A 13,174-nucleotide genomic window follows, 5' to 3' on the forward strand; every position below is an offset into this window, starting at 1 on the left:
CGGAGATTTCTTGGAAATTTCTTCGCAAGCGATAGGTTTAAAGAGACTTGATTTGTCCTAAGGGCAGAGAAAAGGAAGTGTTCATGATGATTTTAAGGGAAGAGAAGTTTGAAACTGCTCCAGCGATTTATGTGGAGAAGCGGGACGGCCGCAGAGTGGCTTTTGATGTGTCAAAGATCTATAAGGCTATGGTGCGGGCAGCTCAGGAAGTCGGTCCGCTGAATCCAATGCTGGAAGCCAAGCTGGAAGCTATCACAGACCGTATTGTGGCAGAAATCAGCAGTCGCTTCGCTAAGTATGTCAAAATCTATGAGATTCAGAACATCGTTGAGCATGAGCTTTTGAATGCCAAGGAATATGCCATTGCAGAGAACTACATCACTTACCGCACCCAAAGGGATTTTGAGCGCTCAAAAGCGACTGATATCAACTTTACCATTGACAAGCTTCTCAACAAAGATCGTACGGTGGTCAACGAGAATGCCAATAAGGACAGCGATGTCTTCAATACCCAACGGGATTTGACGGCTGGGATTGTCGGCAAATCCATCGGTCTTAAGATGCTGCCGCCTCATGTGGCCAATGCCCACCAGAAGGGGGACATCCACTACCATGACTTGGACTACAGCCCTTATACGCCGATGACGAACTGCTGTCTGATTGACTTTGACGGCATGCTGAAAAATGGCTTCAAGATTGGGAATGCAGAAGTAGAAAGTCCCAAGTCTATTCAGACTGCGACAGCGCAAATCTCGCAAATCATTGCCAATGTAGCTTCCAGCCAGTACGGTGGCTGCTCAGCCGATCGGATTGATGAAGTCTTGGCGCCTTATGCTGAGCTTAATTATCAAAAGCACCTCAAGGATGCGGAGCAATGGGTTTTGCCGGATAAGCAGGAAGAATACGCCTGGGCAAAGACCAAGAAGGACATCTACGATGCCATGCAGTCGCTAGAGTATGAGATCAATACCCTCTTTACCTCTAATGGTCAGACTCCTTTTACTTCGCTGGGATTTGGTCTGGGAACCAATCGTTTTGAGCGGGAAATTCAGAAAGCCATTCTCAATATCCGTATCAAGGGACTGGGAAGCGAGCACCGCACAGCGATTTTCCCTAAGCTGATTTTCACCCTTAAGCGCGGGCTTAATCTTGAGCCAGGAACGCCTAACTATGACATCAAAGAACTGGCTCTGGAGTGTGCCACCAAGCGAATGTATCCAGATGTCCTTTCCTATGACAAGATTATCGACTTAACTGGATCTTTCAAGGTGCCGATGGGTTGCCGTTCTTTCCTGCAGGGCTGGAAGGATGAAAATGGTCAGGAAGTCAACTCCGGCCGTATGAATCTAGGAGTTGTTACTGTCAATCTGCCACGGATTGCGCTTGAATCCGAGGGGGATTTGGATAAATTCTGGGAACTCTTTAACGAGCGGATGAATATCGCTGAAGATGCTTTGGTCTACCGAGTGGAGCGGACCAAGGAAGCCAGTCCAGCCAATGCACCGATTCTTTATCAGTATGGGGCTTTTGGCCAACGCTTGGGCAAGTATGATCAGGTAGACCAGCTCTTTACTCACCGTCGTGCAACGGTTTCCCTAGGCTATATCGGTTTGTATGAAGTGGCAGCAGTCTTTTACGGTGGTAATTGGGAGACCAATCCAGAAGCCAAGGGCTTTACAGTTGCCATTGTCAAAGATATGAAGCGCCGGGTGGAAGAGTGGTCCGAGCAGTATGACTATCATTTCTCTGTTTACTCGACGCCATCTGAAAGTCTGACCGACCGTTTCTGTCGCTTGGATACAGAGAAGTTTGGGGTCGTTCCAGATATTACTGACAAGGAATACTATACTAACTCTTTCCACTACGATGTGCGCAAGAATCCAACGCCTTTTGAGAAACTGGACTTTGAGAAGATTTATCCTGAAGTAGGAGCCTCAGGCGGCTTTATCCATTACTGTGAATATCCTGTGCTGCAGCAAAATCCCAAGGCACTGGAAGCTGTCTGGGACTATGCCTATGACCGAGTCGGCTACCTGGGAACCAATACACCGATTGACCGTTGTTACAAGTGTAACTTTGAGGGAGACTTCACGCCGACCGAGCGGGGCTTCACCTGTCCAAACTGTGGCAACAGCGATCCCAAAACGGTCGATGTGGTTAAGCGGACCTGCGGTTACTTAGGAAATCCGCAAGCACGTCCAATGGTCAATGGCCGTCACAAGGAAATATCAGCTCGGGTCAAGCACATGAATGGCTCGACTATTAAGTACGAAGGAAATTAAGATGGGAAAGTATCAATTGGACGACAAAGGAAAGGCTCAGGTGCAGCGTTTCCATGAAAAACATTCGCAGGGCGGCAACGGTAAGAAAGAGCGATTAGCCAAACTGCGTCAGCAATTTTTAGAAAAGAACACAAAACAATAGAAGTCAGAGTGGGGCGCAAGGCGGTCTCACTCTCTTCGTATCAGGAGGAAGTATGGAACTGAGACGACCGAAGCTAGAAGACAAGGAAAAGATTTTAGAGATGCTGGCTGACTTTGAAGCAGCTGGCAGCCGACAGGATGGCTTCTTTGGCGGAGCGGATTTTGTCTATGAGGACTGGCTGGAGACGATTCAGCTAGCTGAGGCAGGTCTAGGCTTGCCGCAAGGGTTTGTGCCCTACATCCAACTAATCTCTTTTGCTGCGGATGGTCAGGCTGTAGGCTTTCTTAATCTGCGCTTGCGGCTCAATGACTATTTGCTCCAAGAAGGCGGGCATATCGGCTATAGTATCCGTCCTTCTGCGCGTGGGAAAGGATTGGCCAAAGAGCAGTTGCGACAAGGCTTGCAAGTAGCCAAAAGTAAAAATATAAAACGAGTCCTAGTGACTTGCGATAGTGACAATGCTGCCAGCCGAGCAGTGATTCTGGCTAATGGCGGAGTTTTAGAGGATATTCGAGCTGGCAAGGAGCGTTACTGGATTGATATAGATTGAGGAGAGTTTATGGAATTACGACGACCAACTTTGGAAGATAAAGATGCAATTTTAGAGATGATTGCGGAGTTCAATGCTGCAAAATCCTATATGCACGGTGGCATGGGCTCCACTTGGAAGCGAGCAAAGGATTATGAGGATTGGTTGAAAATTATAGAACAGAAGGAAGATGTGGAAAACTTGCCAGCAGGTTGGGTTCCTGCCATCCAATTTTTGTCCTTTGATGAGACTGGCTTTCCTTTGGGATTTTTAGCCCTGCGCCTGTCCTTGAATGACAAATTATTTGTAGAGGGTGGGCATATTGGCTATTCTATTCGGCCCAGTCAACGCAGGAAGGGATTGGCTAAGTTGCAGCTAGAGTTAGGGCTGGCAGAGGCTAGAAAGCAAGGACTAGAACGAGTGCTGATTACCTGCGATGAAGACAACGAAGCCAGCCGCCGCACGATTCTCTCTGCTGGCGGTGTTTACGAAAATACAATAGACAGAAGTCAGCGCTACTGGATTAATTTGGAGGATGAAGATGAACAATCCCAAACCTCAAGAATGGAAAAGTGAGGAGCTGAGCAAGGGGCGAATCATTGACTATAAGGCCTTTAACTTTGTAGATGGCGAAGGTGTCCGCAACTCCCTCTATGTCAGTGGCTGTATGTTTCACTGTGAGGGCTGCTATAATGCAGCAACCTGGTCTTTCAACGCTGGCATTCCTTATACCCAAGAGTTGGAGGAGCAGATTATGAAAGACTTGGCGGAACCCTATGTGCAGGGGCTGACCCTCCTAGGCGGCGAGCCTTTTCTCAATACAGGCATTCTCCTGCCCTTGGTCAAGCGGATTCGGAGAGAGCTTCCAGACAAGGATATCTGGTCCTGGACGGGCTACACCTGGGAGGAGATGATGCTGGAAACGGAGGATAAGCTGGAGCTGCTGAGTTTGATTGACATTCTAGTGGACGGCCGTTTTGACCTTACCAAGAAGAATCTCATGCTGCAGTTCCGTGGTTCTTCTAATCAGCGCATCATTGATGTGCAGAAGTCCCTTCAGTCAGGCCAGGTAGTCATCTGGGACAAGCTGAATGATGGCCTCCAAGCCTATGAGCAAGTTGACAGGGATAAGATGCTTTAAAAACTAAGTAAAATACTGATATAAAAGAGGTTTTGCCTCTTTTTTCTATTGTCAAAAACGGCATAAAATATTGGTTTTTCGAGAAGAAAGAAAGAATTTACCGAAAATTAATACAGACTGTCCTTTTTTGTCAACAAATTTTGGAAAAAACTAAAATATTTTTAAATATTTTAGTGTATCATAATGCATTTATGATATAATAAAATGTATTTATATCTCAGGGGAGAAAAAGGGAGAATTATGAATCAACATAGGAGAAATGTGCCTGCTTCTAAAAAGGGGAAGAAGCTTAGGCTCTTTAATGCAGCTTTACTGTCATTGGTAAGCTTGGTTTCAGGTTTGCTTGTTTTTTCTATATTTAAAAATAATGTTCTGGCGTTTCATCACCTGAACCTTATTTTGTCTGCTCTTTTGGCGGCTGTTATTTTACTGGCAGCCTTCTTTGTATGGAAAAATAAGTTCAAAGTTCTGACAACCTTACTTTTGCTTGTGACCTTGCTGGTATCCTCAGGAGCCATGTACGGGGTCAAGGAGCTGATGGACTTATCTAGAGGTGTGAACTCCACCTCAAATTACTCTGAAATTGAAATGGCCGTTTATGTCCGGATAGACAGCGATAAATCAGATGTAACTCAGCTGAAGAAGCTGACAGCTCCGACTGAAAATGGGGATAAGGACAATGTGACAGCTCTTCTGGACCACATCAAGAAGACTAAAAAGACAGAACTCACAGTGGAAAACAGCTCGTCTTATATCGCAGCCTACAAGGCCCTCATCAATCAAGAGACTGAGGCCATTGCCCTCAATAGCTCGTTTGGAGACATGCTGGCTTCTCATGATGCTGACTATGCTTCAAAGATAAAGAAAATCTATACTTATAAAATCACCCGTCAAGTAGAGACAGGCAAGCGCAGGGATGCTGCCAATGCGGATGTCTTCAATATCTATGTCAGCGGTATTGACACTTATGGCTCGATTTCATCTGTCTCTCGCTCAGATGTCAATATCATCATGACGGTCAATCGCAAGACCAAGAAAGTTCTCTTGACGACAACTCCTCGTGATTCTTATGTGGCGATTGCAGATGGAGGAGGCGGACAGATGGACAAGCTGACCCATGCAGGGATTTACGGAGTAGATGCTTCTGTCCATACGCTGGAAAATCTTTACGGTATTCGCATTGACTACTATGTTCGTCTGAACTTCACTTCCTTCCTCAAGCTGGTTGACCTGCTGGGTGGGATTGATGTTGAAAATGACCAAGAATTTACCAGCCGACACGGCAATCATCATTTCCCAGTAGGGAAAGTCCATATGAACTCAGATCAGGCACTAGGCTTTGTTCGCGAGCGTTATTCTCTTCAGGGGGGCGACAATGACCGCGGAAAAAATCAAGAAAAGGTTATCGAAGCAGTCATTAAAAAGCTGACTTCAACCAGTGCTTTGAAGAACTACAATGAGATTATTTCCGGCTTGCAAGATTCTATCCAGACCAATATGGAGCTGCCTATTCTTATGAATCTGGTCAATACCCAGCTGGAGTCAGGTGGAAGCTATCAAGTTCAGTCACAAGCTATCAGCGGAAATGGCCGCATGGATCTACCATCCTATGCTATGCCAGATTCCAATCTCTACATGATGGAAATCCAGCCAGAAAGCCTTGACAATGCTAAGGCAGCGATTCAGCAGGTAATAGAAGGAACAACACCATGATTGATATCCATTCTCATATTATCTTTGATGTGGACGATGGCCCTAAGAATTTTGAGGATTCCAAAAAATTGCTGGAAGAAAGCTATCGACAGGGAGTTCGGACCATCATCTCTACTTCTCATCGCAGAAAGGGCATGTTTGAAACGCCTGAACATACCATTAGCTCTAACTTTAAAATGGTAAAAGAACTAGCAGAGCTTGTAGCGCCTGACTTGACGGTTCTCTATGGGGCAGAGATTTACTACACCAGCGATGTGGCGGATAAGTTGGAAAAAGGGATTTTCCCCAGTCTAGCTGGCACACGCTATGTGCTGATTGAGTTTAGCATGGCAACGCCTTATAAAGACATCCATAAAGGTTTGGCTCAGATTCTGCGCTTAGGTCTAACACCGGTCCTTGCTCATATTGAGCGCTATCACTGCCTGGAAAATGATGAAAAGAAGGTGCAGGAACTCATTAATATGGGCTGCTATACTCAGATTAACAGCTCCAGTGTTCTGAAGCCCAAGCTGCTTGGAGACTCGCATAAATTTATGAAAAAACGGACTCAGTTCTTTTTGGAGAAGGACTTGGTCCACTTTGTTGCCAGCGACATGCACAATCTAAGCCAGAGACCGCCCTTTATGAAGGAGGCCTTTGACATCGTCGCTAAGAAATACGGTTCCCGCCGGGCAGAGGCCCTCTTTGGCGGTAACCAAGCATTATTATTGAAAAATGAATTGATTTAGGGGAAAAATGGAAAAACAAGAAAAGCAAATCGTAGAAATCGATATTCTGTCCTTGCTGAGAGCCTTATGGCTGAAAAAGTTCACCATCGTATTGGGAGCTGTGCTCTTTTCTTTGCTGGCTTTTGGCTATAGCGTCTTTATTGCTAAGAAAATGTATCAGAGCACCACACGCATCTATGTGGTTAGCCGTCAGAACGAAACGCAGGCAGCTTTGACTAATCAGGACCTGCAGGCGGGTTCATACCTCGTTAAAGACTTTAAGGAAATCATTCTGTCACAGGCGGTTCTATCACAGGCAATTAGTGAGCTGAAACTGCAAACGTCGCCAAGAGAGCTGACGCGTCACATCACCGTTTCCGTTCCGGCGGATACTCGTATCGTTTCGATTACAGTTAAGGATGACAATCCAGAGGAAGCGGCTCGCATTGCCAATGCCTTTCGTAATATCGCCGCTGAGAAAATCATCGAGGTGACAAAAGTTTCTGATGTGACAACTTTGGAAGAAGCAACAGTCCCAGCAGAGCCTTCTTCACCAAATATTCGGCGTAATGTTATCTTAGGATTTTTAGGGGGCAGCGTCCTGATGTCAATCTTTATCATCGCTGTCGAAATCCTGGATGATCGGGTGAAGAAGCCAGAGGACATTGAAGAAGTCATGGGCTTGACGCTGTTGGGCGTTATCCCAGATATGAACAGAATGTAAGGGAGAGAAAATGGCAACCTTAGAATTAGTTAGGAAAAAAAGGAACCTTGTCAAACTAACCGAGGAATACTACAATGCTCTAAGTACTAATGTACAGCTGAGTGGCGCCAATATCAAAATGGTCGAAATAAGCTCGGTGACGGCAAATGAAGGAAAGTCTACAACCTCAGTGAACCTCGCAGCCGCCTTTGCCAGAGCTGGTCACAAGACCTTGATGATCGATGCGGATATCCGTAACTCAGTCATGTCCGGTGTGTTTAGCAGTCAGAGAAAAGTATCAGGACTGACGGACTATCTGTCAGGACAGGCTGCCCTGCATGAAGTTATCAACGATACAGATCTGGACAACCTAGATGTGATCTTATCTGGTCCAGTATCACCTAATCCGACGGGGCTTTTGCAAAGCAAGCAGTTTGATGCGCTTTTGACTGACTTACGTGTCCGTTATGACTATATCATTGTGGATACTTCACCGATTGGTCTGGTCATTGATGCGGCTATCATCGCTCAGAAATGCGATGCAAGCTTCTTGGTGACACAAGCAGGTCATATCAAACGAAAAGCAGTGATGAAAGCTAAAGAGCAGCTGGAACAAACGGGAACTCCTTTTTTGGGTGTTGTCCTCAATAAATATAACATTGATTTGGAACGCTATGGCGCCTACGGAACTTATGGGGGATACGGCAGCTATGGCAATTATGGGAAATAGGGATTAAAGAGTTTTAGGATAATTGGGAGATTAGGAACATGACAAGAGCGAGAAAAAGAGTCATCTTAATTATTGTTGATATTATTTTGCTCAGTATAAGTCAGGGGATTTCAAAATTCTTCTTAGCAAAATATGTCGGGATAACGGATTTATCTTTTGTCTCTATTTTAATGGGGATTATTGTATTGTATTTGACATTTGCAACACTGTCGAATGTCTTTTCTACCATTACAAGGTATACAGATTACAAAACAATGTTTCGAGTGGGGGGCTCAATTTTGGGAGCTTACTCAATTGTATACATTGCAGAGAAAATTTTTTACAAATCCACAAACAGTAGATATATTGTCCTTTCTATGCTGCTATCATTTTTGTTGGTTATTGCTTCAAGGCTGACTTGGCGGGAGATTCATGAATTCGTGCAGCACCCTTCAGCCTTACTGGGTAAGAAAGTAGATGGGACGAAGACCCTTGTTGTTGGTTCAGGGGATGGTGCTAGTCTTTTTATCAAGACAGCCCAGCAAAAATCAAAAGATTTGAAGATAGTCGCGATTGTAGATGACGATAAGAATAAGCAAAATACCTATCTTCATGGAGTAAAAGTTGTAGGAACAACTGAGCAGATACCTGAAATTGTAGGGAATTATGAAGTCGAACAAATTGTCATTGCCATTCCTTCGTTGGCTCCGGATGACTACGAACGAATCGTAGAGTACTGCCAACAGACGGAGGTCAAGGTCAATGCCATGCCTAAGTATGAACAGGTGATTACGGGGAAACTATCTGTCAGCAAACTTCAGGAAATTGATATTGCAGATCTGTTAGGGCGTAAAGAAGTTAAGCTGGATCAGCAAAGTTTGAAGTCCAATATTAAATGCAAGACAGTGCTTGTTACAGGGGCCGGTGGCTCTATCGGCTCGGAACTTTGTCGTCAGATTGCTCAATTCTGCCCAGCTAGGCTTCTGCTTCTAGGTCATGGAGAAAATTCAATTTATTTGATTCACAAGGAGCTGTCAAGCCGTTATAAAGATGATATTGAGCTGATTCCAATCATTGCAGATATTCAAGATAGAGAGAGGATTTTCCATATTATGGAAACCTATCGCCCTGATCGAGTGTATCATGCAGCAGCTCATAAGCATGTTCCTTTGATGGAGTACAATCCGACAGAAGCGGTCAAAAACAATATCTACGGCACACGAAATGTAGCAGAAGCAGCAAAGGCAGCTGGTGTCGCGAAATTTGTCATGATTTCTACAGATAAGGCGGTCAACCCGCCTAATGTTATGGGGGCAACTAAGCGTGTAGCAGAAATGGTCGTAACCAGTTTAAATGAAGAAGGAAAGACTCTTTTCTCAGCTGTCCGCTTTGGGAATGTTTTGGGCAGTCGAGGTAGTGTTGTTCCTTTGTTCAAGGAGCAGATTGCCAAGGGAGGTCCTATCACCGTGACGGACTTTCGAATGACACGCTATTTCATGACGATACCAGAAGCCAGCCGCTTGGTGATTCAGGCTGGAGCCTTGATGCAAGGGGGAGAGGTTTTTGTCTTGGATATGGGCGAGCCTGTGAAAATTTTGGACTTGGCTAAAAAGATGATCACACTCAGCGGCCATACTGAAGAGGAGATTCAGATTCAGGAAGCAGGCATTCGACCGGGCGAAAAGCTATATGAAGAGCTCTTGTCCGCCAAGGAAAAGGTCAATGATCAAGTCTATGAAAAGATTTTTGTAGGGAATGTTCAGTCGTTACCCAAGATAGAGGTGGATTCCTATGTGGACTCTCTTCTGTCTCTTGGTGCAAATGACCTTAAGGACAGCTTGGTAAAGTTTGCACAGCAATAAGTTTTTAGGATAATCATGTATAAATTTTTTAAACGAACATTAGATATAGTCTTGTCATTCTTAGGAATGATTGTCTTATCACCGTTTTTTCTGCTTCTAGTACTCGCTATTAAATTGGATTCAAAAGGACCAGTTTTGTTCAAACAGAAGCGGGTCGGTCTGCATAAGAAACACTTCTATATTTTGAAATTCAGAACGATGCGAATTGATACACCTAAGGATACCCCAACGCATTTGCTGGAAAATCCTGAGCAATGGATTACAAAGGTTGGGAAGTTTCTTAGGAAGACGTCTCTGGATGAGTTGCCTCAGATTTGGAATATTTTTGTCGGTGACATGAGTATCATAGGTCCAAGACCGGCTCTTTGGAATCAGTATGATTTGATTGAAGAGCGAGACCGCTATGGAGCAAATGATGTTTTGCCAGGTCTGACAGGATGGGCTCAGATTCACGGGCGAGATGAGTTGCCGATTGCCAAGAAAGCTGAGTTGGACGGCTACTACGTCCAGCATTTGTCTTTTGGATTAGATGTCCGCTGTTTCTTTGGCACCATTAAGAGTGTTGCTAAGAGTGAAGGTGTTGTTGAAGGTGGCACGGGAAATATGGAAAAGAAAGATTAAGGGCTGATGAAAAGAATATTAATTACGGGAGAGGGTAGCTATATCGGCCGGAGCTTTAAGAGGTATGTTTCTTCACGGGAGGAAGTTCAGGTTGATGAGCTGGACGTCCGCGGAGAAACTTGGAAGGAGAAAGATTTTTCGTCTTTTGATGTAATTTTGCATTTGGCGGCGATTGTCCATATCTCCAACCCATCAAAAGAGATGGAGTCGGTATATAAGCAAGTCAATACTCAGCTACCTTATGAATTAGCTCAAAAGGCTAAAGGCGAAGGTGTCAAACAGTTTATCTTTATGAGCAGTATGAGTGTCTATGGCGAAGTTTTGGGAGACCGGGTTATCACAAAAGACACACAAGAGCGTCCTGATTCTTTTTATGGCAAAAGCAAACTAGCTGCTGAGCAACTTCTGGCGGAATTGGAGAGCGAAGATTTCAAATTGGCAGTTTTACGGCCGCCCATGGTTTATGGTTATCAAGCTAAGGGAAATTATAAGCGACTGTCAAAGTTGGCTCAGAAGCTACCAGTCTTCCCTTTGGTCCAGAACGAACGTAGTATGATTTATATCGACAATCTTTGTGAGTTTATCAGACTGATTGTTCAGAATCAAGACAGTGGTGTCTTCTATCCTCAAAATCAGGACTATGTCAATACCTCTCAGCTAGTCAAAGAAATAAAAAGGACTCATGGCCAGAGAGTAGCCTTGCTGCCTGCATTTAACTGGATTTTAAAAGGACTGTCCCGCTATGTTTCGACTCTGAATAAGCTGTTTTCAGATTTAACTTATGAAAAAGAGATGTCTAGCTATCCTCAGTCTTATCAGGTAGCAAATTTTAGGAGGTCTATTGAGAAGACGGAGAAGGGAAACTAGTTTAGGATGATTGGGGGGATTGTAAGTGAAGTTTTCGGTATTGATGTCTGTCTATCAGAAGGAGAATCCGGATTTCTTAAGAAAGAGTCTAGATAGCGTTCTTATAGAGCAGAGCCGCAAGCCAGATGAGCTTGTCCTTGTAGAGGATGGACCGCTGACAGAAGAGCTGTATCAGACGATTCAAGATTTCAAGGAAACATTTCCAGAGATGAAAGTTCTACCCTTAAAGGAAAATGTCGGATTGGGAGAAGCTTTGCATCAGGGAGTTGAGGCTTGTTCTTATGACTGGATTGCTAGAATGGATACAGATGACATTGCGACACCGGATCGTTTTCAACAACAAGTTGACTATATTGAGCAGCATCCGCAGTTAGATGTTCTGGGTGGAAATATTATAGAATTTGACACGGAACCAGATCAAATAGTGGCAGAGAAACAAATGCCGCTTTCTCATGAAGAGATTATCAAAAGGTTGCAGCGGAGAAATCCTTTCTGTCACATGACGGTATTTTTCAAGAAATCATCTGTTTTAAAAGCAGGCAATTACAAGCCCTTGCCTTTAGTGGAAGACTATTATCTTTGGGCGAGAATGGCTGCTCAGGGATGTCGTTTCGCCAATCTTAATCAGGTCTTGGTTTATGCTCGTGTCGGAAACGGCATGCATACAAGAAGAAGCCAGACAGAGCAGATTGCCAGCTGGAAAGTAGTCAATAATTTTTTGCTGTCACATGATATGTTGAACCGAGGGCAATATTATCAAAATATGGTGATGATTCGTGCTTTTGTGGGAACACCTATTTGGATAAAAGCGTTCATTTATAAGTATCTGCTTAGAAGAAAGTAATGACTTTACAGACAGAGCAGTCTAGCTTAGACAGGGAGAAAGCTAGAAGTTAGGGGGATATGGGATGAAAAGTTTAGGAAGGAGGGAGAAATGATTTCTGTCGTGATGGCGACCTATAATGGGGCGGATTTTATTTTGGAGCAACTAGACTCTATCCGCACTCAAAAGCTGAAGCCTGATCAGGTCATTATCTGTGATGACTGTTCGACAGATCAGACAGTGGTGTTAATCAGGGATTACATCACCAAGCATCAACTGACGGATTGGCAGCTGATTGAAAATCAGGAAAATTTGGGTCATTATCGAACTTTTATAAAATTAGCGAGTTTGGCTGAGCATGATATTGTTTTTTTCGCTGATCAGGATGATAAATGGCTGCCTGATAAAACAGCTGCCTTGCAGAAAGTACTGTTAGAAACAGACGCTGCTATGGTGTATGGCCAGTCTTACTTGATTGATCAAAAAGGTCAGGTCATCAAGGAACCTAAGGTTTCAGGAGAATGTCGAGAAAGAAATCTAGCTTGGCTTCTGAAAAATTGGCCGTCAGGTTATCAGACAGCTTTTAGAAAGTCGGTACTGACTGATATTTTAGAGCAACAGTATACGGATTATCCTGGATTTGACTATCATGATGTTTTATTTGGTATGCTGGCTCCATTGTATGGAAAAGTTGTTTGCTTGGACAATCTTCTAGATCAGCATCGCATTCATCAGGCGAATGTAACCCAGTCTGCGTCGTCGCTCAGTTTTAATAAAACAAGGTTATCTAGGATTAACTATTTACAGAAGGTCATCAGTCGCTATGAGTCCGTGCAAAAAATCGCAGAAGAGCGCCAGATTTCTGAGGCGGATCATCGCCAGCTTGCTAGGGCTTTGGCCTTGACCAATCTTAGACTGAAATTATTACAGTCTAGAAATCCATTTTGGGCTTTGAGCCTGATGTTTCAAATAAGGGAGTATCGAACAATAAAAGATTTCATCAGTGATTTGGTATACACCTATTCACTGAATGGAGTTGCTAGGAGATTATTGAAAAAGTTTGGGAGGTAAGAAA

14 protein-coding genes are annotated in these 13,174 nt (G+C 44.1%); all 14 read left to right on the top strand.

What is annotated here, in order from left to right; all coding sequences use genetic code 11:
• Nucleotides 1-86: 86 nt before the first annotated feature.
• The 14 genes from nrdD (at nt 87) to J1C86_RS00810 (ending at nt 13,170) form a co-directional block, all read left to right on the top strand.
• Nucleotides 87-2,282: an anaerobic ribonucleoside-triphosphate reductase gene (gene nrdD / locus J1C86_RS00745; RefSeq protein WP_125409576.1), complete on the top strand. Its 2,196-nt coding sequence runs from the start codon at nt 87-89 to the stop codon at nt 2,280-2,282.
• A gap of 1 nt (nt 2,283) precedes the next feature.
• Complete coding sequence (locus J1C86_RS00750; RefSeq protein ID WP_185755758.1) at nt 2,284-2,424, top strand: hypothetical protein; 141 nt, start codon at nt 2,284-2,286, stop codon at nt 2,422-2,424.
• Between the two features lie 52 nt (nt 2,425-2,476).
• Nucleotides 2,477-2,974: a GNAT family N-acetyltransferase gene (locus J1C86_RS00755; RefSeq protein WP_002902052.1), complete on the top strand. Its 498-nt coding sequence runs from the start codon at nt 2,477-2,479 to the stop codon at nt 2,972-2,974.
• A 9-nt stretch (nt 2,975-2,983) separates the two neighbouring features.
• Nucleotides 2,984-3,529 (top strand): GNAT family N-acetyltransferase, encoded by a 546-nt coding sequence (locus tag J1C86_RS00760; protein WP_125406504.1) that lies wholly within the window; start codon nt 2,984-2,986, stop codon nt 3,527-3,529.
• A complete protein-coding gene (gene nrdG, locus J1C86_RS00765; protein ID WP_002899261.1) occupies nt 3,495-4,094 on the top strand; it encodes an anaerobic ribonucleoside-triphosphate reductase activating protein in 600 nt (199 codons plus the stop codon). The genes J1C86_RS00760 and nrdG overlap by 35 nt, the downstream gene beginning before the upstream one ends.
• A 204-nt stretch (nt 4,095-4,298) precedes the next feature.
• Nucleotides 4,299-5,807: an LCP family protein gene (locus J1C86_RS00770; RefSeq protein WP_125409045.1), complete on the top strand. Its 1,509-nt coding sequence runs from the start codon at nt 4,299-4,301 to the stop codon at nt 5,805-5,807.
• Entirely contained in the window at nt 5,804-6,535 is a 732-nt protein-coding gene (gene cps4B, locus J1C86_RS00775; RefSeq protein ID WP_002916691.1) for a capsular polysaccharide biosynthesis protein Cps4B, read from the top strand. Before J1C86_RS00770 ends, cps4B begins: the two co-directional genes overlap by 4 nt.
• A 7-nt stretch (nt 6,536-6,542) precedes the next feature.
• Nucleotides 6,543-7,238, top strand: a complete 696-nt coding sequence (locus J1C86_RS00780) for a Wzz/FepE/Etk N-terminal domain-containing protein (protein ID WP_002894051.1) — start codon at nt 6,543-6,545, stop codon at nt 7,236-7,238.
• 10 nt (nt 7,239-7,248) lie between these two features.
• A complete protein-coding gene (locus J1C86_RS00785) occupies nt 7,249-7,947 on the top strand; it encodes a polysaccharide biosynthesis tyrosine autokinase (protein ID WP_002911466.1) in 699 nt (232 codons plus the stop codon).
• A gap of 38 nt (nt 7,948-7,985) precedes the next feature.
• On the top strand, nt 7,986-9,788 hold the full coding sequence (locus J1C86_RS00790; RefSeq protein WP_125409047.1) for a polysaccharide biosynthesis protein: 1,803 nt from the start codon (nt 7,986-7,988) through the stop codon (nt 9,786-9,788).
• A gap of 15 nt (nt 9,789-9,803) precedes the next feature.
• Entirely contained in the window at nt 9,804-10,409 is a 606-nt protein-coding gene (locus tag J1C86_RS00795) for a sugar transferase (RefSeq protein ID WP_002908523.1), read from the top strand.
• Between the two features lie 6 nt (nt 10,410-10,415).
• Nucleotides 10,416-11,276, top strand: coding sequence for an NAD-dependent epimerase/dehydratase family protein (locus tag J1C86_RS00800; protein ID WP_125406517.1), 861 nt, complete (start codon nt 10,416-10,418; stop codon nt 11,274-11,276).
• A gap of 43 nt (nt 11,277-11,319) precedes the next feature.
• Nucleotides 11,320-12,120 (top strand): glycosyltransferase, encoded by an 801-nt coding sequence (locus J1C86_RS00805; protein WP_185755764.1) that lies wholly within the window; start codon nt 11,320-11,322, stop codon nt 12,118-12,120.
• Nucleotides 12,121-12,210: 90 nt separating this feature from the next.
• Nucleotides 12,211-13,170 (top strand): glycosyltransferase family 2 protein, encoded by a 960-nt coding sequence (locus J1C86_RS00810; protein WP_125347093.1) that lies wholly within the window; start codon nt 12,211-12,213, stop codon nt 13,168-13,170.
• Nucleotides 13,171-13,174 lie beyond the last annotated feature (4 nt).

It is taken from the genome of Streptococcus sanguinis, from assembly GCF_050220005.1.
GTDB lineage: Bacteria > Bacillota > Bacilli > Lactobacillales > Streptococcaceae > Streptococcus > Streptococcus sanguinis_Z.